The sequence below is a fragment of the Novosphingobium sp. FKTRR1 genome (assembly GCF_020404405.1).
In the GTDB taxonomy this organism is placed as follows: domain Bacteria; phylum Pseudomonadota; class Alphaproteobacteria; order Sphingomonadales; family Sphingomonadaceae; genus Novosphingobium.
This window is the reverse complement of record NZ_JAIZDA010000030.1, coordinates 24,273-46,081: the sequence shown is the minus strand read 5'-3', so window position 1 is coordinate 46,081 and position 21,809 is coordinate 24,273. Positions and strand designations below refer to the sequence as shown.

Annotated in this window: 20 protein-coding genes; 6 read left to right on the top strand and 14 right to left on the bottom strand. The window is 63.5% G+C overall.

Going from position 1 to position 21,809, the window contains the following annotated elements:
- Positions 1–256: 256 nt before the first annotated feature.
- The 5 genes from LDN95_RS19225 to LDN95_RS19205 all read right to left on the bottom strand — a co-directional run bounded on the left by LDN95_RS19225 (position 257) and on the right by LDN95_RS19205 (position 4,776).
- Positions 257–1,747, bottom strand: a complete 1,491-nt coding sequence (locus tag LDN95_RS19225; RefSeq protein WP_226019187.1) for a class I adenylate-forming enzyme family protein — start codon at positions 1,745–1,747, stop codon at positions 257–259.
- Between the two features lie 18 nt (positions 1,748–1,765).
- Positions 1,766–2,053: a hypothetical protein gene (locus tag LDN95_RS19220; RefSeq protein WP_226019186.1), complete on the bottom strand. Its 288-nt coding sequence runs from the start codon at positions 2,051–2,053 to the stop codon at positions 1,766–1,768.
- The gene (locus LDN95_RS19215; protein WP_226019185.1) at positions 2,050–2,247 is read right to left on the bottom strand and encodes a hypothetical protein; all 198 of its coding nucleotides are present in this window, start codon (positions 2,245–2,247) and stop codon (positions 2,050–2,052) included. Before LDN95_RS19215 ends, LDN95_RS19220 begins: the two co-directional genes overlap by 4 nt.
- Positions 2,248–2,556: 309 nt before the next feature.
- Positions 2,557–3,564, bottom strand: coding sequence for an acyl-CoA dehydrogenase family protein (locus LDN95_RS19210; protein WP_226019184.1), 1,008 nt, complete (start codon positions 3,562–3,564; stop codon positions 2,557–2,559).
- Positions 3,565–3,567: 3 nt separating this feature from the next.
- Positions 3,568–4,776, bottom strand: a complete 1,209-nt coding sequence (locus LDN95_RS19205; protein WP_226019183.1) for an acyl-CoA dehydrogenase family protein — start codon at positions 4,774–4,776, stop codon at positions 3,568–3,570.
- Between the two features lie 96 nt (positions 4,777–4,872).
- On the opposite strand from LDN95_RS19205, the gene LDN95_RS19200 reads away from it, so the two are divergent.
- Positions 4,873–5,691: a thioesterase family protein gene (locus LDN95_RS19200; RefSeq protein WP_226019182.1), complete on the top strand. Its 819-nt coding sequence runs from the start codon at positions 4,873–4,875 to the stop codon at positions 5,689–5,691.
- On the opposite strand, the gene LDN95_RS19195 is transcribed toward LDN95_RS19200, so the two are convergent.
- On the bottom strand, positions 5,692–6,480 hold the full coding sequence (locus LDN95_RS19195; RefSeq protein WP_226019181.1) for an enoyl-CoA hydratase-related protein: 789 nt from the start codon (positions 6,478–6,480) through the stop codon (positions 5,692–5,694).
- Positions 6,481–6,487: 7 nt separating this feature from the next.
- Complete coding sequence (locus tag LDN95_RS19190) at positions 6,488–7,774, bottom strand: MaoC family dehydratase N-terminal domain-containing protein (protein ID WP_226019180.1); 1,287 nt, start codon at positions 7,772–7,774, stop codon at positions 6,488–6,490.
- A 71-nt stretch (positions 7,775–7,845) separates the two neighbouring features.
- Between LDN95_RS19190 and LDN95_RS19185 the strand changes: the two genes are divergently transcribed.
- Complete coding sequence (locus LDN95_RS19185; protein WP_226019179.1) at positions 7,846–9,336, top strand: class I adenylate-forming enzyme family protein; 1,491 nt, start codon at positions 7,846–7,848, stop codon at positions 9,334–9,336.
- 35 nt (positions 9,337–9,371) lie between these two features.
- Here the strand turns inward: LDN95_RS19185 and LDN95_RS19180 are convergent, their stop codons facing one another.
- Genes LDN95_RS19180 through LDN95_RS19170 form a run of 3 tightly spaced genes read right to left on the bottom strand, consistent with a single transcriptional unit; the run spans position 9,372 to position 13,065 of the window.
- Positions 9,372–10,646 (bottom strand): acyl-CoA dehydrogenase family protein, encoded by a 1,275-nt coding sequence (locus LDN95_RS19180; RefSeq protein WP_226019178.1) that lies wholly within the window; start codon positions 10,644–10,646, stop codon positions 9,372–9,374.
- Positions 10,594–11,700, bottom strand: a complete 1,107-nt coding sequence (locus tag LDN95_RS19175; RefSeq protein WP_226019177.1) for an acyl-CoA dehydrogenase family protein — start codon at positions 11,698–11,700, stop codon at positions 10,594–10,596. The genes LDN95_RS19180 and LDN95_RS19175 overlap by 53 nt, the downstream gene beginning before the upstream one ends.
- The gene (locus LDN95_RS19170) at positions 11,701–13,065 is read right to left on the bottom strand and encodes a phosphotransferase family protein (protein WP_226019176.1); all 1,365 of its coding nucleotides are present in this window, start codon (positions 13,063–13,065) and stop codon (positions 11,701–11,703) included. It lies immediately after the preceding gene.
- A gap of 68 nt (positions 13,066–13,133) precedes the next feature.
- On the opposite strand from LDN95_RS19170, the gene LDN95_RS19165 reads away from it, so the two are divergent.
- From LDN95_RS19165 to LDN95_RS23345, 3 genes are all read left to right on the top strand, one after another.
- Entirely contained in the window at positions 13,134–13,940 is an 807-nt protein-coding gene (locus LDN95_RS19165; RefSeq protein WP_226019175.1) for an enoyl-CoA hydratase/isomerase family protein, read from the top strand.
- A gap of 20 nt (positions 13,941–13,960) precedes the next feature.
- Positions 13,961–15,448 (top strand): acyl-CoA synthetase, encoded by a 1,488-nt coding sequence (locus LDN95_RS19160; protein WP_255631023.1) that lies wholly within the window; start codon positions 13,961–13,963, stop codon positions 15,446–15,448.
- A 302-nt stretch (positions 15,449–15,750) separates the two neighbouring features.
- Positions 15,751–16,032 (top strand): hypothetical protein, encoded by a 282-nt coding sequence (locus LDN95_RS23345; protein WP_370631717.1) that lies wholly within the window; start codon positions 15,751–15,753, stop codon positions 16,030–16,032.
- On the opposite strand, the gene arfB is transcribed toward LDN95_RS23345, so the two are convergent.
- From arfB to pabB, 4 genes are read right to left on the bottom strand one after another with little or no spacing between them, the layout of a single operon-like run.
- Positions 16,029–16,445 carry an alternative ribosome rescue aminoacyl-tRNA hydrolase ArfB gene (gene arfB / locus LDN95_RS19150; RefSeq protein WP_226019173.1) on the bottom strand — a complete coding sequence of 139 codons (417 nt, stop codon included), beginning with the start codon at positions 16,443–16,445 and terminating at the stop codon, positions 16,029–16,031. The genes LDN95_RS23345 and arfB overlap by 4 nt on opposite strands.
- Positions 16,442–17,122 carry an RluA family pseudouridine synthase gene (locus LDN95_RS19145; protein WP_226019172.1) on the bottom strand — a complete coding sequence of 227 codons (681 nt, stop codon included), beginning with the start codon at positions 17,120–17,122 and terminating at the stop codon, positions 16,442–16,444. The genes arfB and LDN95_RS19145 overlap by 4 nt, the downstream gene beginning before the upstream one ends.
- The gene (locus LDN95_RS19140) at positions 17,119–18,303 is read right to left on the bottom strand and encodes a pyridoxal phosphate-dependent aminotransferase (protein WP_226019171.1); all 1,185 of its coding nucleotides are present in this window, start codon (positions 18,301–18,303) and stop codon (positions 17,119–17,121) included. The genes LDN95_RS19145 and LDN95_RS19140 overlap by 4 nt, the downstream gene beginning before the upstream one ends.
- Positions 18,300–20,099, bottom strand: a complete 1,800-nt coding sequence (gene pabB / locus LDN95_RS19135) for an aminodeoxychorismate synthase component I (protein WP_226019170.1) — start codon at positions 20,097–20,099, stop codon at positions 18,300–18,302. The genes LDN95_RS19140 and pabB overlap by 4 nt, the downstream gene beginning before the upstream one ends.
- Positions 20,100–20,221: 122 nt before the next feature.
- Here pabB and LDN95_RS19130 point away from each other — a divergent pair, with 122 nt between their 5' ends.
- Positions 20,222–21,796, top strand: a complete 1,575-nt coding sequence (locus LDN95_RS19130; RefSeq protein ID WP_226019189.1) for a helicase HerA-like domain-containing protein — start codon at positions 20,222–20,224, stop codon at positions 21,794–21,796.
- Positions 21,797–21,809 lie beyond the last annotated feature (13 nt).

The window sequence follows — 21,809 nt, the reverse complement described above, 5'->3', positions numbered from 1 at the left end:
CCCGCACCTTCCCGCATATGCTTGCGGCGAGCGGTATCAGTCCAGGGCATGTGCTTCCTCCATCGTCTCGACAACGACGCTGAATCACAACCTACTGATATCGCTCAACCACTTTTCGCTCGGGCTCTAAGCTTGGTCGCCGCTCCGCCTTGCCATCCGGCGACTACGCCAGCCCTGCTGCAGGCTGTCGCCAATTCGACCGAGGAGGCAAAGCTCATAGGTGCGCAGACCAGCGGCAGCGCAAGACCATCGAACATCATGCGGCGAGCAACTTCTTCACTTCGCGGCGCAGTAGCTTGCCCATTTCGTTGTACGGTAAGCTGGGAAAGAACCGAACGAGTTCGGGCACCCGGCTCGAACGCAGGCGCGCGCGGACGATGCTCTTGATCTCGTCCTCCGTAGGATGCGCAAAGCCGCCACGCACCACCACTGCGATCCCGACCGCCTCACCCCATTCGAGGCTGGGTACGGCGACCGCGGCAATATCGGCGATCGCCGGATGGGTGAGCAGCAAATCCTCGATCTCGCCCGGGGAGATATTTTCACCTCCGCGCACGATGACATCGTCTGCCCGCCCGGCCAGGAACAGGTAGCCGTCCTCGTCGAGATAACCTGCATCTCGGGTCGGGAACCAGCCTTCGGCATCGAGCGCGCTCTTTTCCTTGTACTGGCCCGAAACCTGATCGCCGCGCACATAGATTTCACCTGGCTGCCCGGCCGGCAGCACTTCGCCATCCTCGCCGCGGATTTCTAGTTCGATTGTCGGCAGCGGAATACCAACCGAGGCCAGTCGGGCGCGCACCTTGGGATCATCAGAACCATGCGCGGCGCGATGCTCGTTAGGCCCCAGCAGCGCGACCGTTGAACTCGTTTCGGTCAGGCCGTAGGCGTTGGTAAAGGCGGTTTCGGGAAACAGGTCCAGTGCCTGGTGGATCAACTCCAGCGGCATCTTGCCCCCGCCATAGGCAATGGCCTTGAGCGAGCCGATGTCGGCCCGAACACCTTTGTCCAGCGCCTGAATGATCCGGCCTAGCATGGTTGGCACGACAAAAGCATTGGTGACCTTCTCTGCTGCGACCAGCTTGAGCCAATCTTCCGGCGCAAACGCCGGGAGCAACACAACTCGCCGCTGCGCGTAAATCGACGAGGCGAGCGCAGCGATCCCGGCGATGTGGTATGGCGGTACTGAAACCAGCGTTGCCTCACTTTCCTCCGCCGAGCCGAAATCGACCGTGCCGAGAATGTAGGACACAAGGTTAGAATGCGCGAGAATGGCAGCTTTGGGTGCGGCAGTAGTGCCGCTGGTGAAGAGTTGGATCGCGACGCCTTCGCCCGGATCATAATCGGCCTGCTCGTCCGCCACAGCCTCCAGCGCGGCAAGCGTGAACTCGCTGCGCGGGTATACTGTGTGTCCACCCGACAGCTTCTCAACCCTCTGGACATCACCGACGACAAGCGCCGGCGCGACCCGGTCGAGCAAAGCGGCGAGATCCGTATCCGCAAGACGATAATTGAGCGGGCAATACGGCACCCCGGCCAGTGCCGCGCCGAACAGCGCGATCACCGCCGCCTCACTTGATTCATCGAGCAGCGCGACGTGGCTGGCGCCGCTGGCGCGGATGAGCGCACAGGCCCCGCGCGCTGCTGCATCAAGCTCGCCGTAAGACCAGCGCTTGCCGTCGCATACGAGGCCGATCCGGTTTGCATCAGCCAGCGCGGCCATTTCGAGAAATAGGGCTATGTTCATGGAAAATGCCTGGCTCGCTCAATCCGAGGCCGGAAGCGGTTTGGCTTCCTTGAGATGCAGCGCCTCGCCATCCAGTGCAAGCGTGCCCTTGCCCGGCTTGACACAGAGCAACTCGACCGTGCCGCCGGCATCGACATACCGCTTGCCCATGACTGTGCCACCGGCTTGCGCTGGGTCGATCTCTGCAGCGTCGCCCCCCTCATCGGCAAGCGGTGCGCCGCCGCAGGTCAAGGCGCCGCTGGCATAGCGGATAACCACCACTTCACTGTCGCAAACGCTGCTTCTCAAACGCGAACCTGGTTTCATGACCTTACTCCTGCAAGCTGCATCGCCCCGACACCCGCCGGTCGGACATAGCCCTGTACCGCCAGCCAGAACACGTCAGCGATCCGGGTGGCAAAAGCGATCGTTTCTGAGTCGGCGATCGCCCCCGTTTCGAGGTTATCGCCGCTACGGCGGAATGTTCTGTCGAGAAATTGCTCGCCACCGATGATCGGCAAGGGGAAATTGTGGATTTGGCGATACTCCCCAACGCGACGTTAACTGGCCAGACCAGGAACGGAAGTGCCATGAACGGCGGCTGCTTCCGATCGAGCCGTTGCTGGTAGAGTACGACACCGTGAGCGTAGTGCGCTTCTGTATCGGGCGTGGACGTCGTTTCCTCCCCGACAAGATATATAATTTCAACGTCTGCCAACAACTGCGCGCCGACATGCATCGGCAAGGCTTTGGTTTCCGACGGGATCATGAAATGATCATCGGGTTGGAGCCGCGCTACGCCGGAGGCAAGATTTGTCCCTTCCATCGCGCTACCAGCCGGCCAGCTCCGCTGCACGGGCCCGATGTTCTGCCGGGCTGCCGAGCCAGGCACGGTCGTGTACCGAGCGGCGAAACCAGTAGTTCAGCCCATATTCCCACGTATAGCCAATACCGCCATGTACGGCGATGGCGGCGCGGGTCGTGCGGGTATAAACCTCGCACAGATGGGCCTTGGCCATCGCCGCAACGCGCGTCGCATCGGGCAAAGCTGCATCCCATGCATATGCGGCATACCAGACTTGCGCGCGCGCAGGTTCGACATCGAGCATCATGTGCGCAAGCTGGTGCTTGAGGCCCTGAAACCGGCCGATCGGCTGCCCGAACTGCTCACGGGTCTTGGCATACTCAACCGAGAGATCGGTGCAATGCTGCGCGCCTCCGAGCGCATCAGCAGCAATCAGGATAAGCGCCGCATCGCGAACCCGTTGAACCATTGGATCACCAGCTGAAAACAGCGGATACGTGGTTGCCGCGCCAAACCTGACCCGCGAAACTGGGCGGCTGCGATCGGTGGCGGTAACTGGTTCGATCTCGACACCTTCGCCCGCCGCGGTGAGGCACAATCCGCCGGCCCCGTCGCCGGCGAGGAACAGGTGCGCAGCGCGGGCGCACTGGACCAGATCGCTGTCCAGCGCGATCGTCGCCACGATCTCGCCGCTCGCGATCCCGGGCAGCAACGCGCGGGTTGCTTCATGGCGGCAATGAGCCACGGCTATGGCAGCGACAATCTGCCCGATCAGCGGCCCCGGCGCGGCCGCTTCGCCCGCCACTTCGCAGACCAATGCCGCATCAAGCAACCCAAGCCCGGCACCGCCATCGGCCTCGGACAGTGCCAAACCGCCAATACCAAGCGCCATCAGCGCCTGCCAACTATCCGCGTCGAAATCGACATCACCATCGGCAAAGGCATGAAGCCGTTCCATATCCCAGGCTTCGTTAAGCGTCCCGCGCACCGCGTCCTGAATCGCGACCTGTTCGGCAGTAAGATGAAAATGCATGGCCTACTTCTCCGCGCTCATCGCGAGATCGCGCGGCAGGCCCAGCCCCCGCTCGCCAACGATGTTGCGCTGAATATTGCTGGTTCCACCAGCAATTGAATTGCCGAGGCTGCCCATGATCTGGTCCAGCCACTTGTTGGGTCCGCGCGGACCACGGGGGCCACGCCCGCCAGCCCCGACCGGCTCGGTCATGCCCTGTTCGCCGATCAAGTCCTGCGCGAGCAGTGCGATATCGTGGCCGATCTCGGTCAGCAGCAGCTTCATCAGCAATTGGACAGGCCCCGCATCCTCGCCCGCTGCCGCGCAGGAGAACAGGCGAAAACTGGTATAGCGATGCGAGAGCACGCGGCCTTCGATTTCCACTAGCCGGTCGCGCACCAGCGGATCGCCGATCCGGCCCATTTCCTGCGCCAGTTCGACCAGTTTGCGAAACTGGCTGCCAAGCCCATCGGCGCTGCCGATGCTGGCGCGTTCATGCTTGAGCGTCGTCCGGCTGACATACCAGCCCTGTCCGCGCTCACCGACCTGCCATGAAACCGGCGCCTCGGCATTGTCGAAAAAGAACTCGCAGAACGTGTGGCCACCCTGTTCACCGGTCATCTGACGGATGGGGCGACGCGTAATCCCAGGCTGGTTCAGGTCCATTAGCAGGTAGGTAATACCGTCGTGTTTGGGCGCATCGGGTTCGGTGCGCACCAGCATGAACATGTGGGTCGATTGCATGCCCTGGCTGGTCCAGATCTTCTGGCCGTTGACGATCCACTTGCCGCCGTCGGCAGAAAGCTCGGCTTTGGTGCGCACCGAGGCGAGATCGCTACCCGAACCTGGCTCGGAATAGCCCTGCCCCCAAACGTAGTCGCCCTCGATGGTCTTCCGGATGAACAGATCACGCTGCTCCTCGGTGCCCTTCTCCAGCAAGGTCGGCACAGTCATGTTTACGCCGTTGCCGCCCACTTCCATGGGCGCACGAGCGCGGCCGAATTCCTCGCGAATCACTTGCGCGCGGATCACGTCAACTGGCTGCTCGGAGCCGCCATAGCGCTTGGGCACTGATCGGTAGAGATAGCCGTTGTCGATCGCGGCACGGCGGAAGGAACGGATGTAATCCTTAAGCTCGGTCCCGCGCAATTCGCCGGGCTGCCAGGCCTGCCTGATGAAGCCGCGAACTTCCTTGCGGAACGCCTCCGCAGCTTCGCCGTAGTTCAGGTCCATTGACAAAACTCTCCCGGTTCGGTGCTTGCTTGACCGCCATTCCTATGCCTTACTTATATCACTAGGTCAAACATGTCGACAGATGAGGAAGTGCCTTTGAGTGAAGCGGACACCCGTCCCTGGCCCCCGTTCTATTTTGAGCAGGAAGGAACGTTGCACCATCCGTCAGGCCTAACACGCAGCCCTTGGGACGGCCGTGCCATAGCCGGTGGGCCGGTCAGTGCCCTGCTCGCCTGCGGGGCCGAGGATGCGGCGCTGAACGCCTATTTCGAGATCGCCCGCTTCCAGGTCGATATCTTCGGCAAAGTTCCGCACCAGCCACTGACCATGCGGACAGAGGTGCTGCGCGAAGGGCGACAGAGCAAGTTGCACCGCGTCAATCTGTTCGCCGACGACCGCCCGGTGGCACAGGCGCATGTGCTGCGCGTGCGGCGGCTTGAAACGCCGGTCTTTCAGGTGCCGCATGACTATCCTGCGCCGGCGGCAATCGCGGAAACAGACGGGCCGCGCTCTGCACGCATGGCCGGGGCCATCCGCATGCGGCGCGTGTTCGGTGGCCCTGGCGAGCCAGGACGCGGCGTTTCGTGGCTAGCGATGGACGGCGAAGTGATCCGTGGAACCGCGCCGTCCAACTTCGTCAAGGCATGCCTCTTTGCCGATTTCGGCAACGGCTTCGGATCAAGTACCAACGCAGCGGAATGGTCTTTCGCCAACCTCGATATTACGGTCCAATTCCTGCGCATGCCAGTGGGCGACTGGTTCCTCCTCGATGCCGAAACCCACATGGCGGGCAATGGCCACGGCACTGCGCGCAATGTGTTCGCCGACGAACAGGGCGTATATGCGCGCGGCTTTCAGACAGTCTTCGTAGCTCCGGGCTTTCAATTGGAAAACGTCCCGATTACTCCTCGCTGATTACTCGCTCGCCTTGCGCGCTTCGCGCCAGATCAGTGCAGTGGCTTGGGTTGAAAGGCCCATATTCAGGGCCTCCGCATCGAACTGGGCTTCGAACGCCCAATCTTCGGCGTTGTTGAGGTTCTGCTTCATGTAGCGGAAACCCATCCGCGGACCGTCTGCAAGCCGGTGAGCGACTTTCAGCGTTTCGCTGCGCAGAACCTCATCGTCGAAGAGACGGGTGTAAATTCCCTTGGCGAAGGCTTCCTCGCCGGAGAGTTTTTCGCCCAGCAGGAACAGTTCGCGCGCCACGCCCGTGCCCACGATCTTGGTCCAGAACCAGGTCGAGCCGAAATCGCCGGCACCCCCGATCTTGTCGAATGCAGTGAGAAAGGTCGCCGAACGCCCAGCGAAGCGCAGATCGCAGGCCCCCGCGATGCCGATCCCGGCCCCCGCGACCGGACCGTTGACCATAGCGATGGTCGGCTTCGGCATCTCGTGCAGCAGGCGTGAGGTTTCCATAAAGCCACGCAGTCTGACGAAGCTTTGTTCGGCGCGGCTGCCACTGTCCGGATTGGCCCCAACAACCGCCTTGTCTGCGCCGCCCTCCTTGAGATCGCCGCCTGCGCAAAAGCCGCGCCCGGCACCGGTCACTACGACACAGCCGACAGACGCGTCGCGTGCCGCATCCGCAGCAGCATCGGCGAGAGGCGCCATGATAGCGCCGTTGAGCGCGTTGAGCCGGTCGGGCCGGTTGAGGGTGATGATACGGACACCACCCTCATTCGCGATCAGAACTTCATCGGCCATGATCCGCTCAATCCCCACCCAATTCCCAGTGTCGCGCCATCATCCGCACCGCGGTTTCAGCCAGATCGGCCGGCACCTCGGGATAAAGCGGTAGTGGTTTGTCCTTGCTTGGTAAGGCGATGGTCGCGGTTGAACGCACCGTTTCCTCGCCGCGCTGGTTAACGAAACGAACCGCCACATCGACAAGATTCTGTCCGTTTTCAGTACGCTTGCCCAGCACTTCGCCAGTAACGCGCTGGATATCACCCATATAGTTGAACTTGCGGATCTCGTCGTGGACATGGACAATCACTCCGTCATCGCCAGCCCAGTCGTTGAGGTACTGCCACAAGTAGTTTTCGCGCATGACGCCGTAGTCATAGGCCATAGGATTGCCAATCGCCTGCGCCCACACCGGGTCCCAGTGGAGCCGCTGGGCAACATCGGGAATACCGTGCTCGTTCTTGACGTAGAACGCGGGGATGCGCTGGCGGTTCTTGTGGGCACGGCGGTTTGCCGTCGGTGCGTACGGCGAAAAGCCGTACCCTGCGGCATGGAAGCAGATCACGTCGGTTACCGTCAGCGGTCCCTTAGCCTGCTGGCCGAGAGTATCGCCCGTGGCCACTTCCTCAAACCAGCGCTTGGTGCTGCCTTGTACCTGTTCACCCGCGTAGACATCCTCGATCGCCTGCCATTCCTCGTCAGTATAAGTCGCCGGCTGGATGGAGAGATTCTTGCCCTTCTTCGCCGCGGTCTTGCGTTCGGTCAGCACGCGCAGGATATCGTAGGTAGCGATCACTTCGGCGCGCTGGTTAACTTTTACCCGGCGGCTGGTGATGATGACCGAACGGCCTGCGAATTCGGATTGCTTGACCTCACAAGTCAGGTCCCCGCCATAGGAATAGATCGTGTCCCCCGGTCGCACAGGGCGGTAGAAATTCCAGCCCGAGCCTGAAACGAACACGTGGATACCCTTGAACAGGCTTTTCTTAAGCGCGCGGACCTCGTCCGGGGTAGGATCGCCCTTCATCGGCCGGTTGATCTGACCCACGAACATGCCGGGTGCGATCACACCGCCCCAGCGGGTCTTGCGCGCATAGGCCGGATTGGTGAACAGCGGATTGTCATCGCCGCAGCCATAGGCCCAGTTGCGGATCGAATCTTCCGAGGCTGTCTGCACATACTCGGCCGCCTTCATCGGCTCCCAGAACCCGATCAGCTTGCGCTGCCGTTCGATATCACTATCCGATATCTCGTAGTCGACGGCCTTCTGCCATTCGTCGCTTTGCTTAATATCGGCCTTTGCATCCGCCACGGCATTCGCTCCTTGATCCCAGTTGTATAACTAGGTAATAGAAGCTCCAACGACAGGCAAGGGATTTCAGGATGGTTGAGGTGCGGCGGATCAGTGATGCGCTCAAGGTGCGATCGCAGCACCAGCGTGATGAAATCGCGCATGACGGCATTACCCGCGCCATCACCTACGCGGAATGGGATCGTGAGGCTGACGCGGTCGGCGGCGGGCTGGCGGCGGCGGGGCTTCAGCCCGGCGACCGTGTTTTTCTGCCGATCAGCAATGCCCATGCCGTGGAAATGGCGATCGCGGTATTCGCGGTATTCCGCGCGGGCGGGATTGCCTGCCCGATCAATACGCGCCTCAACGCCAAGGAAATCGCCGACTTTGCTGAGCTGACCACGCCGCGCTGGTGTATCACCGATGTGCCGGACGCTTTGGCAGCGCTGAAGTTGGACGGTTGCTGGACCGTGGACGCTATGCCGCGCGACTTGGCCGCGCTCCCCGACCAGAGCAGCCTCGATCCGGGCGCTGATGCCGAAATCCTTGGCACCAGCGGCACGACTGGCAAGATCAAGGGTGTCGTCGTGTCGCATCCGGATCTGATGAAGGGGGTGACAGGGCTGAATATGGACCGCTCGCGCTCAACGCTGAACGCGCTGCCGCTCACCGGCTCGGGCGGGAACCTCGGGATTGTCATGCTACCCGCACGCGGCGGTGCTACCGCAATCACCCAGCCCCGGTTTGATCCCAAGGGTTTCCTGGATTTGGTCAAAGCAAAGCAGCCCAATCTGGTCTATCTGGTCCCCTCGATGCTTCGGCTTATCCTCGATCATCCCGATGTGCGGGACTACGATTTTGCCGGTGTTAAATACCTGATGACCGGCACAGCGCCGCTGCCGCACGATTCGGTTAAGCGCGCGATGGAGCTTTGGCCCCATGTAAGGATGCGCAATAGCTACGGTATGTCCGAAGGCGGCATTGGCATCGGCACCACCACAAAGGAACAGGTGCTCAAACCCGGCTGCGTGGGCAAGCTGCCCGAACACATGCAGTTGCGCGACGAGCAGGGTACCGTGATCGCAGAGCCGGGCGTGGTCGGCGAAATCTACGGCTTCCAGAAGCACCCGCGCCGCTACTGGAACGATCCGGAAGCCACGGCCGCCAGCTTCGTAGGCGGCTGGACCAAGACCGGCGATCTTGGCTACATCGATATAGACGGCGACTTGATCCTGGCTGGTCGCTCAAAGGAACTGATCATCCGCGGCGGCTACAATATCACTCCGCTGGAAATCGAAACCGCTCTGCACCTCCATCCGGCCGTGCAGCAAGCTGCCGTCGTCGGGGTCGAACATGAAGTGCTGGGTGAGGATGTTGCGGCAGCCGTCACACTGCGCCCTGGCATAGTCGCAACGCCTGAGGACATTATCGCTTTCTGCCGCGAACATCTGGCAGACAACAAGGTTCCCCGCACCTTGCTGGTGCTGCAGGACATGCCGCTCAACCCCAATGGCAAGATACTCAAGAAGGAATTGGTCGGCCCTCTGACTGAAGCCGCAAAGGCACGGCGCAAGGCTGCCTGACCTGCCAGTGTGGCCAGCCCGCGGCCGCCACCTCCCTACTTCAGCTGCTCAAACGGCACATCCTTGTCCATCCGCACCTCGCCCGGCATGTTCAGAACCCGCTCGGCGATCTGGTTGCGGAGCACTTCATCCGCGCCGCCCGCGATGCGCATGACGGTTGAATAGATGTAGTCATACTGCAGATCGGCCGTGGCGCTGTCGGCCGGATCGGCGGCAATGGCATCAAGCCCGCGCAGTTCCATGCCAAGCCCCAGCACCTTCTGCTGGCGTCCGGCATAAGCCAGCTTGATCATTCCAGCGAGCGCCCCTGGGTTCTCTCCCTTGGAAACCATTGTTCTGAGCCGCGCCTGAAAGAAGCGCTCGCCCTGTTCTTCGGCCAGAGCATCAGCCAGGGCCAGCCGTACTGCGCGGTCATCAAGCATGGTTGCTCCGTCATCCGAAGGCGTGCGCCCGGCCATATCGATCAGCGGCTCAACACCGCTTCGGTGCGCGCCAGACCCAAGCCGCTCGCCCATCAGCACGGTCATGCAGCACGCCCAGCCTTCGCCGATCGCACCAATCCGGTTGGCATCGGGGATACGCACATCGGTGAGAAACGTTTCGTTGAACTCACTCATCCCCGAAATCTGCCGGATCGGCCTGGTTTCGATACCCGGCGTCTTCATGTCGACTGCAAAGAAGGTCAGCCCTTTGTGCTTGGGTACGGTCGGATCGGTGCGAACCACAAGGATTCCCCAGTCAGTCAGGTGCGCCCAACTGGACCAAACTTTTTGTCCATTGACGATCCAGTCGCCCGAACCATCATCAGCGCGCACCGCCTTGGTTCGCATGTTGGCAAGGTCTGACCCGGCGGAGGGCTCCGAAAACAGCTGACACCACGTGAGATCGCCCTTCAGCGTGGGCTCGATGAACTGCGCGCGCTGTGCATCGTTGCCGTGCTTCGCAATCACTGGGAGCGCCATGCCGGTGCCGATAGTGGTGAATGGGCCCTTGGGCAATTGGTAGCGGGACTCCTCCTCAGAGAAAATCACCGCCTCGATGCCCGTAAGCCCGCGGCCGCCAAGCGCCTTTGGAAAGGTCAGGCCCGACCAACCGCCATCACACAGCTCGCGCATCCATGCGCGGCCACGGGCTGCCTCCTCGGTATCGGGGATCTTGATCCCAGCGGCTAGCTCGTGCGCTGGTGCATGGGCCGCCAGCCAAGCCCGCGCTTCGGCGCGGAAGGCAGCTTCGGCCGGGGTGTCGTTAAAATCCATCTCAGGCAGCCTTTTCAGTCGAGTGTGCCTGGCCCTGCGCGCCAGGCTGGGCATTGAGCAGACGGTCCGCCCAGTAGCCGCGATTGCCTACGATCACCGCCAGCATGCGCTCGCGGCGGTAGTAGAAGTGGCAGTTGGCCTCGAAAGTATAACCGATCCCGCCGTGAACCTGCAGGTTCTCGCGTGCAGCCATCTCGAAGGCCTTGATCGCGGTGAGCCGCGCGGCGGCAGCGGCACCTGGGAGGTCGTCGGCCGCACACTCTGCAGCCCAACCTGCGAAATAGGCATTAGACTTGGCCAGTTCGATCGCCACCGCAACATCGGCGAGCTTGTGCTTGATCGCCTGATACCCGGCGAGCGGACGGCCAAACATCTGCCGACCCATCGCATAGTCGCGCCCCATCGCAAGACAGGCTTCCGAACCGCCCACCGCCTCGAACGCGGCCTGCACCGCCGCACGGTCGAGCAGCCTGGCCAGCACGCCACTGCCCGGCAACGGCTCGGCGACCGCATCAGCAAAGTCGATCCGGTAATGCGCGCGCAGTTGGTCGAAGCTATCAAGCCGCGTGCGTGTAACGCCCGGCTGATCAAGCCGTACCAGCGCCAGCCCATCGCCCACCTGCACAACGGCAAGCGTCGCAATCCCAGCGTCGGCAACCGGATGTTTGGTTCCAGCGAGCTTGCCTTCGGCGAGTACCACACCTTGCCCCAGCAGCGGCCCGGGCCCTTCGGCGCTGGCAAAGCAGGCGATTGCCTCGCCGCTCGCCAGCCGCGGCAGCCATTCGACTTTCTGCGCCGTAGTGCCGGCAAGCCTGATCGCGTCGGCGGCCAGCACAATCGATGAGAAGAAAGGCACCGCCGCGTTGACCCGGCCAAGCTCCTGCCCGATCACACCGAGATCCAACTCAGACATGCCGAGGCCGCCGAATTCCTGCGGAATATTCGCGCCCAAAAAGCCCATCTGGCCCAGTTCGCGCCACAGCGGCTCATCCCATTCAGCACCGCTGTCGATCAGGGTGCGCAGGCGGTCGAACGGCGTGCGCTCGGCCAATAGGCCGCGGGCCTGATCAGCCAGCATCTTCTGCTCGTCGGAAAGATCGAAGTCCATTCAGGCGATTTCCTCATACCAAGTGGTGGCCAGCGCGCCCATGGCGTCTGTCATCACATACGTCTCGCGCATCGCGCGGTTGTGGCACAGCTGCAGCGCGGCGGAAAAATCGACACTGCCGGTCGCGATCGCCTTACCCAGAGCGGTGCGTGCAGATGCGAGATCGCCAGGCGCACCGGGCAATAGCGCGCGGATCTCGGCCAGCTCAGCTGCATCGAAAGTCGCCCCATGGCTCGCCCGGCGGCGCCAGAACTTCACGAGCCGCGCCAGATCCTTGGCCTTGGCTGCCGCGCGCTGATTGGCGGCGGCGGGAACGATGTCGTCTTTCAAGTCATCCAGCGCGGCCGCGAAATAACAGTCGGTCCAGTCGGGCTCAATTTGCGGCAACTCCGGATCAGTCAGCGCGATGCCGGCAAGCTCGGCCACAGCGCGCACGATGACCCGCTTGTGCATCGTACCATAAAGCAACCCGGTCCCGCTCGCGCCGGTGCGCGATCCCGGTAGGGAAGCCTGTGCGGCACTCGGCACCGTAAAACTCAGCTGGAAAAAGAGCCGGTGATACTTGATCCGCGCCAAATCCAATTTTGAACCACTGACTGCGGCATAAGTGGCCAGCACCTCGTGCATCGGTACGAAGGGCTGGATCAAGCTGCGCACCCAGATCTGCGCGAGATCTTCCGCCGGGTCGCCGAGGTGGGTCAGTTCCCAATCGATCAGCGCGGTAACCCGGCCGCCTTCGAACAGGAAATTGCCCGGGCCTGCATCTCCATGCAGCACCACCGGAGGTCCGCAATCGGCTGGGACATGGCGAACCAGCCATTCGAGCGCGATCTGCAGGATGGGATCGGCACCCGCCGCGAGGTTTGTCACCTGCCAGTGCGCCAAGTTCGCGGCAATGCGCTGCGAAGGCAGTTGTCGCGCGTCGCCCAGTGCAGCAAAAGCAGGATCAGTGGCATCGAGCCGGTGCAGGGCGGCAAGCTGGCCAACAAAATCGGCGGCAAGCGCTGACTTGTCTTCGGCCAACGCAAACCGGTCATTGCCCGGAACGAAAGCGCTAAGCAACGCAAGGTGCGAAGGGTAGCTCCCGATCAGCGGTGCTGCCTTTATCCCGCTTGCCGCAAGCGGTCCTGACAGCGCATGCAGGATTGCCGTCTCGCGCTCGAAAAAGGGCCGGCGTGAGGGATCACCGGCGCGGGCGTCCCAGGCGAGATAGCAGCGCTGCTCGCAGCCATCGGCTGCCTTGAGCGTCACTTCAGCGCCCTGACGCGATGCCCCGCCTCCTCCACGCGCGACTTCGGCAGCAATGACACAGCCCGTGCCTTGCTCTACCTCTAGCCGCAAGTCAGAGGGGATTGCGCTTGCCATCAGTCCTCTCAGTTATATAACTAGGTCACATAACAATCAATCACACGCCTTAGGCGGGAGAGTCAAGCGTGAGCTACGATACCATCCTCTTCGAAGTGGCCGATCATGTAGCCACGATCACAATCAACCGGCCCGAAGCGATGAACAGCTTCAACCGCCAGATGATGGATGAATTTGCTCAGGTCTGGCACGAGATTTCGTGGAATGACGATATTCATGTCAGTGTGCTGCGGGCCGCGCCGGGCCGGGCATTCTGCACCGGAGTCGATGTAAAGGGCGCTGTCGCGGGTGGCGACCAGCGACCTGCGGTCGATCTCGACAATATCTGGCACTGCGAGGATCCAGGCGACCTGCTTGGCCCCAAATCGCGCAAGTGCTGGAAACCAATGATTGCCGCAGTGCACGGCATGGCGGCAGGAGGCGCGTTCTACTGGCTGAACGAGGCCGACATAATCATCGCTTCCGAAGACGCGACCTTCTTCGATCCGCATGTGACATACGGGATGACCAGCGCGCTTGAGCCGATCGGTATGACCTACAAAATGCCGCTCGCCGATGTGCTTCGAATGGTCCTGCTCGGCAACGACGAGCGTATGAGTGCCGAATATGCTAAGTCGATTGGCCTTGTCAGCGAGATCTTGCCGCTTGATCGACTGTGGGCGCGTGCACACGAGTTGGCGCTGCAGATCGCGGCCAAGCCTCCAGCCGCAATTCAGGGCAGCATCAAGGCAATCTGGACCAGCCTTGACCTGCCGCGTTCGGTTGCATTGGCGGGCGCGCTCAGATTTCCGCAGATCGGCAATCCGGTCGGCGTGCCGCAGGTCGACCGCGGGGCGCTGATGGCAGACAAGTCTAAGAAATACACGCTGCGGTGACACACCCCCGGCTCCACGCATTGACCGATCCGACCAAGCCGGCTGTTCTGATGAGCGACGGCTCGGCCGGGTTGACTTATGGAGAACTTGAAGACCGCGCCAATCGCGGCGCGCAGCTGCTGCGCGCGCTCGGCATCAAGCGAGGGGACACTATCGCATTCTGGCTGCCCAATTGCCCGGAAGTGTTCGAGATTTATTGGGCCGGGCAGCGCGCGGGCCTCTATATCACTCCGATCGCCACCGGGCTGAAGGCGGACGAAGCGGACTACATCGTCGAGAACTCGGGCTCGCGGCTAGTGGTGGTCTCGCAGGAGATCGTGGGGCTGTCTGACCTCCCGGCACGAGACGGGGTCACCGTGCTGACGCTGACGCAATGGAACCAAGCGCTTGCCACGCAGCCGGCAGGGCTGATAGCCGACGAAGCCCCAGGTTTTCACATGGTCTATTCAAGCGGGACCACCGGCCGCCCTAAGGGTATCCGGTTGCCGCTGCCGGGGGGCAAGGTCACGGCCAGCCATATGCTCGCCGAGCTTTCCGCAGCTGCCTACGGCACCGGTCCGCATACGATCTATCTCTCGCCCGCGCCACTCTATCACACCGCGCCGCTGGCCTACACGACCAGTTGCCACCGGCTTGGCGGGACAGTCGTGGTGATGCCGAAGTTCGAGCCCGAGGCCGCGCTGGAGGCGATCGAGCGGTTCAAGGTCACCGCAACCCAGATGGTGCCAACCATGTTCGTGCGCCTGCTCAAGCTTCCGGAAGACGTACGCGCGCGCTACGATCTGACCACACTAAAGGTCGTCGTCCACGCGGCCGCACCCTGCCCGGTCGAGATCAAGCGTGCGATGATCGCATGGCTGGGGCCCATCATCCACGAGTACTACGGCGGATCGGAAGGCAACGGATCAACCCGGATCACACCGGAGGAATGGCTAAAAAAGCCGGGTTCAGTCGGTAAGGCGAGTTGGGGTGTGGTTCATATCTGCGACGACGAGGGCCACGAACGGCCGACCGGCGAGCAAGGCGTAGTCTATTTCGAGGGCGGCTGGGACTTCCACTACCTCGGCGACGAGGCCAAGACCCGAGATAGCCGCAATCCGCAGCACCCGACCTGGTCGACGCTCGGCGATGTCGGCTATCTCGACGAAGACGGCTACCTCTTCCTGACCGACCGCAAGAGCTACATGATCATCTCCGGCGGAGTAAACATATACCCGCAGGAGGTCGAGAACCTGCTGATCACACATCCCCGGGTCGCCGATGCTGCCGTGATCGGCGTACCCAACTCTGATTTCGGCGAGGAAGTGAAGGCAGTGATCCAACCGCTAGATCCAGCCGACTCAACCGCCACTTTCGCGGCCGAGTTGATCGCGTTCTGCAAGGCCCGTCTCGCTCATGTGAAGTGCCCGCGCTCGGTAGACTTCGATCCTGCCCTTCCGCGGCTCGACAACGGCAAGCTCTACAAGCGGCTGATCAAGGACCGCTATTGGAATACCCCAATCCAGTAGTGCGCCCGTCGCGAGCGACAACGACGGGCTGGGAAAGGGCAAACCGGCAGCATCGATTTATCGAACCGCTTCTCTAATTCGCAGCAACGCAAGCCCCGCGTCCTCTGCCAGTTTGACGCAGCATTCTCGTAAAGCTGCACCAAACTGGTTGTCGCTTTGATCGCTGCCAGAGCAAATGCAATCGGACGGCAGGGAATCAACTTTCGCCTGAATGCGCGGCGGGGCGCTGCCGATGACGCTGGGGCGCCTTGTCACAGCACCAAGTACCCCACAGGGTTGCCGTGGCTTGGGGATGGGTATCGATGATGAATGCAACCGGCCAATGCTTCTGCAATGGCGGACAAGGCCTCGCGATTGGCGATCAAGCGGTCGATGCTGTTGATCCGCGCGGTCCGGCCATCAGGCAGGACCAGTTCCGCCCTTTCATACAGATCATCGTCATCCGCTTCGCGGATGCGCTGTCCCAACCGGCGGATTTCGGCACGGCATTGCTGAATGGCTCGAGCTTGAAGATCCAGTGCTTCGGCCTTGGCCTGCATCTCGGCGAAGCGGTTGTTCCTTGGCATCCTCCCCTGGGTGTCTAGTCCAGCGATACCCGGCCGCGCCCGGCCTTGACCGCACCGCGCAGCTTCTTGCCTTGCAGGCGCTGGGTCTTGCCGACCCTGTTCAGGCGGGACTTGGCGCGCTTTTCGGGCAGGTTGGCCGCATCGCGCAGCAACTCGCCCAGCCGCTCGCGCGCGTCCGTGCGGTTGGCTTCCTGCGTGCGAAAGCGCCGCGCGGTGAACACGATCTCACCCTTGGCGGTCATTTTGCTGCCCGCCAGTTCCTTCAGGCGGTGGAACACTTCGGGCGACAGGCGCAAAGCGAACACGTCCAGCCGCAACTGCACGGCGGTGGCCACCTTGTTGACATTCTGCCCGCCCGGCCCAGCAGAGGTGATGAAGCTTTCCTCGACCAGCGTCAGCGCGCGCGCGACGATGGCGTCGGCTCCACTCACCAGACGAAGCCGAGGCTGGCGATGTCGGGCGGCAAGGGTGCCTCAGCCTCGACCGGCGGCTTGCCATCGCGCTGTACCACCAGCTTGGATGCGTGCAGCAGCGTGCGCCATGCCCCGCGACCGCCGACTTTGCCCTCGCCATAGACCGCATCGCCCAGCAATCCATGGCCAAGCCCGGCCAGCGCGTGAATGCGGATCTGGTGGGTGCGGCCGGTTTCGGGCTTGAATTCAACCAGCGTCAAGCCATCGCGCCGGTCGAGCACGCGCCAGTGCGTGACCGAAGGCTTGCCCTTCTTGGCCGGGATCATCCGCCAGCCTTCGGCTTCGCTGCTGATCTTCGACAGCGCAAGGTCGATTGTGCCGCTATCGCCTTCCACGTCGCCCGCCACGACGCCGAGATAGGTCTTGGTCACCAGCCGCGCCTCGAACGCCGCGGCAAAGCGCTTCAGCGCCTTGGGGTTGCGCGCCAGCAGCAGACAGCCCGAAGTGTCGCGGTCGAGGCGGTGGACCGGGAACGGCACCCGCTGGAAGCCAAGGCACAATTCCGGCAGGCGCACTTCGAGCGACGGCCCACCGGCGCGCGGGGTATCGAGCGGCAAGCCACCCGGCTTGTCGATGACCAGCGCCTCGCCGTCTTCAAACAGGATCGGGATAGGTCCGTGGATTGCGTCGGTCATGCCAGCGCCCTTTCAATTCGGTGGAGCGCGTCGGCCAGTCTGGCCTCGTCAGCAGCAAAGCTTATGCGAAAACCGTCATGCCCGCCAAATGCCGATGCGGCAACCACCGCAACGCCATGTTCAAGCAGATGGAGGGCCAGCGCCTCGTCATCGCCAAAGCGCGGCATGTGCGGCGCGGCGTCGATCATGCAATAGAACGCGCCGTCCGGCACCGGGGTGGACAGACCGGGAATGGCGTTGATCGCCGCAACGACCGCGTCCCTCCGCGCGCGAAAACGCTCGCGCCAGTCGATCAGGAAGTCCTGCGGCCCGGTGAAAGCCGCCACGGCTCCTGCCTGGCTGAGCGAGGCCGGGTTGCCCGAATTGTGCGATTGCAGCTTGCCCATCGCGCGCACCAACCAGTCGGGGCCCGCCGCCACGCCGATGCGCAGACCCGTCATCGCATGGCTTTTCGACACGCCCGAGATGGTCAGCACGCGCTCGGCCAGATCGGGGCACAGCGCCGCCAGCGTCGCATGCGCGCCGCCGGTATAGCGCAGCGGGGCATAGATATCGTCGCTCAGCACCAAGACTTGCGGATGGCGCCGCAGCACATCGGCCAGCGCCAGCAGTTCGACCGCGGGATAGGTCGCGCCGGTCGGGTTGCCCGGACTGTTGAGCAGCAGCCAACGCGTGGTGGGCGTGATCGCCGCTTCCAGTTGCGCCGGGGTGATGCGAAAACCGCCCGCTGCGGTGGTCGGCAGGTCTACCACCACACCTCCGGCAAAGCGGACGATTTCGGGATAGCTGACCCACCATGGCGAGGGGATCAGTACCTCGTCGCCCGGATCGAGTGTCGCCAGCAGCGCGTGGAAGATCGCTTGCTTGCCGCCCGCGCTGACGATGACCTGCCCGGCCGGAACGGAGATGCCCAGATCGCGCGCGAAATGCAGCGCCGCCGCCTCACGCAGTGCGGCAGTGCCCGCTACGGCGGTGTAGCGCGTGTCATCGGCGTCGAGCGCGTCGCGCACCGCCTGCTTGACATGCGCCGGCATCGGGAAGTCGGGCTCGCCCACCGACAGCGAGATGATGTCGCGCCCTTCGGCCCGCAGCGCGATGGCGCGGTCGGTCATCGCGTTGGTGCGCGAAGGCGCGATGCGATCGAGCGCCTGGCTGGTCATGTGGCTGGCCTTGTGGATCATGCCCGATCGCCCAGCAGGCGCGCCGGGATCAGCCCGCGCAAGGCATTGCCCAGCAGGAAGCCGTCGGCCAGATCCTCGATCCGCACCTCGCCTTCGACGACCTTGCCCGCATCGATCAGGCTGCGGCGCAGCACGCCGGGCAGCAAACCCTGATCGGCATGCGGGGTCAGCAGCTTGCCATCGGCGCGCCGGACGAAGATGTTGGTGAAGCTGCCCTCGGTCAACAGTCCGTCATCGCGCACGAACAGCGCCTCGGAAGCACCGGCAGCGCGCGCGGTGGCCAGCGCCTCGTCATAAAAGCCGCGGTCGGAGGTCTTGTGGCGCAAGCGCCATTCGCCCTCGCTGACCGGCAAGGGCAGGATCGCGCAGACCAGCCCCGTGGCGGGCGTTTCGGGCATGGCCGAGGCCTGTAACGAATGCGCACCGCTGCGCGCCAGCAGCAGCCGCACCCGCGACGGCATATCCAGATCGAAGCACAGCGCGTGAATGGCGTTGCGCACGGCATGGCGATCAAAGGCGAAACCCAGCGTCTGCGCGCTCTGTTTCATCCGCTCAAGGTGCAACTCCAGCAGGGCGATGCCCCGCGCCGGGTCGAAGGCCATCGTCTCGATAAGGTCGGCATTGGCGGCAGACAGGCGCAAGAAATTCCCCTTGATCATGCATTCACGCCATTCGCCCAGCGCCGAGGAATCCGCAACCACCGCCGACCCCACGCCCATGGTTGCCCTGCCCCCGCCCGCGCCCGGATGGTCGGGAGACAGCCGTAGCGTGCGGATTGCCACATTGAACGCGGCATCGCCAGTAGCGTCGATCCGCCCGAGCGCGCCGCAATACAGCCCCCGCGCATCGCGTTCATGCTGGTCGATCAGTTCCATCGCGCGGATCTTGGGCGCGCCGGTGATCGATCCGCACGGAAAGATCGCGCGCAACAGGCTGGCTGCGCTCTCACCCTCGCGCAGACACGCTCGGACCGTGGTCACCATCTGGTGGACGGTGGGATATGTCTCGACGGCAAAGGGCGCTTCGACCCGCACGCTGCCCGGTTGCGCCACGCGCGACAGATCGTTGCGCATCAGATCGACGATCATCAGGTTTTCGGCGCGATCCTTGACGCTGGCGACCAATCCGGCCTTGAGCGCTGCGTCCTGCTCGGGGGTTGCGCCGCGCGGGGCGGTGCCCTTCATCGGCCGCACGGTTGCCTGTCCGCCGGACAAGTCGAAGAACAGTTCGGGTGATACCGACAGATGCCAGTGCGAGCCGTCCCACAGCACGCCGCCATGCCCGGCACCGCCGTCGCGGCGCAGCGCGGCATAGATCGCCAGCGGATCGCCGCTCCATGTCCCTTCCAGCGGGAAGGTCAGGTTGGCCTGATAAATGTCGCCCGCGTGGATCGCGCCGACCATCGCGGCAAAGGCGCGGGCATAGCCCCCGGCCGAAAGCTGCGGCCCCAGCGGACCAAGGCGTCCATGCCCGGCGCCTTGTTCAGCAAGCCATTGCTCGACCCCGGCGCTGTCCAGTTCTTCCCACCCGGCAAAGCGGGCAAACCACACCAGCGGTCCGACTGCCCCGGTCCGCGCGGCGGCAAGCGGTTCCAGCCGGGGTTCGAGCGCAAGGCCTGCCTCATAGGCGAATGCGCCCGCCCATGCGCCGGGCGTCGCGGCAATGCGGTCGAGCGCGCCCGACACGTCCTGCGGCCGACGCGCGACCACGATCTCCAGCGGATCGCGATAGAGCCGTGCCGGGGTTCCGCTGTCGGAGCGGGCATTGTCGAGCAGGATGAAGGGGGCAGAAAGCATGATCGAACCCTGCCCTTAGCGCCTGTGCGCGACGGATGCAAAAACCAGCTTCCGCCCATCCCGATCGCGGCCTAAGCCTTGCCCTGACGGGTAGCGATCATCAGGGAGCGGGCGAGCACACCATGGGCGAAATCTTCATCGGTCTGGCCGCCAACGGCGATCGGCAGGTCTTGCGGCTCGATCGCGCCAACCGCCACGGGCTGATCGCGGGCGCCACCGGCACCGGCAAGACCGTGACCTTGCAAGGCATCGCCGAGCAGTTCTCAGCCGCGGGAGTGCCGGTGTTTCTGGCCGACGTGAAGGGCGATCTGGCCGGGATCGCGCTGCCCGGCAGTTCCGCCGCAAAACACGCCGACAAGATCGAAGATCGCGCGCGCGAACTGGGCATCGACCCATTCACTTACGCCGATAATCCGGCGGTGTTCTGGGACTTGTACGGCGAGGCGGGGCATCCTGTACGCACTACCGTTTCGGAAATGGGGCCGCTGCTGCTCGCCCGGCTGATGGGGCTCAACGAAACGCAGGAAGGCGTGCTCAACATTGCCTTCCGTTATGCCGACGACAACGGGCTGCTGGTGCTCGACATGGCTGACCTGCAGGCGGTGCTGATGACTTGCGCCGAGCAGGCCAGCACGCTGGCCACGAAATACGGCAACATCTCGAAGGCCAGTGTCGGCACGATCCAGCGCCAGTTGCTGTCGTTCGAGAGCCAGGGCGCGGACCGTTTCTTTGGCGAACCCGCGTTCGAGGTGAACGATTTCATCCGCGTGGACGAACAGGGTCGCGGCCAGGTCAACGTGCTGGCGGCGGCCAAGCTGATGCAAAGCCCCAAGCTTTACGCCACGTTCCTGTTGTGGCTGCTGTCCGAACTGTTCGAAGCGCTGCCCGAAGTGGGCGATCCGGACAAGCCGGTGCTGGTATTCTTCTTCGATGAAGCCCACCTGCTGTTCGATGACGCCCCCGACGCGCTGATGGAAAAGGTCGAACAGGTCGTCCGGCTGATCCGTTCGAAGGGCGTGGGCGTCTATTTCATCAGCCAGAACCCGATCGACATCCCCGAAAAGATCGCCGGGCAATTGGGCAACCGCGTGCAGCATGCGCTGCGCGCCTTCACCCCGCGCGATCAGAAGGCCATCAAGGCGGCAGCCGAGACTTTCCGCATCAACCCCGATCTCGATGTCGGCAAGGCGATCACCGAGTTGAAGGTGGGCGAAGCGCTCGTCTCCACGCTCGATGCCGACGGCGCGCCGGGCGTGGTGCAGCGTGCGCTGGTCGCCCCGCCGCGCTCGCGGATCGGACCGGTAAGCGATCAGGAGCGCAAGATCATCCGTTCGACCAGCCCGTTCGACGGCAAATACGACAGCGCCGTGAACCGCGAGTCCGCCGCCGAAGTGCTCGCGCAGAAAGCCAGCGACGCTGCCGCCGCCGCGCAACAGGCGCAGGAACAGGGCGCCGCTGCCCAGCGCGCCGCGCCGCGCCAGTCGCCGTCACTGTGGGGCAAGGCGGGCAAGGCTGCCGTCGGCGCGATCGCTGCTTCGGCGGGGTCGGTGCTGGCGGCTGAGCTGACGGGGCGCAAGTCGCGCGCCTCGCCCATCGCGTCGGGCGCGCAAGCCGTTGTCGGCACGATCGCCACGCAGTTGGGCGGCGCGGCGTTCGGCCGGTTCGCTCGCGGATTGCTCGGCGGTCTGTTGCGCTGACCCGGCGCCGATC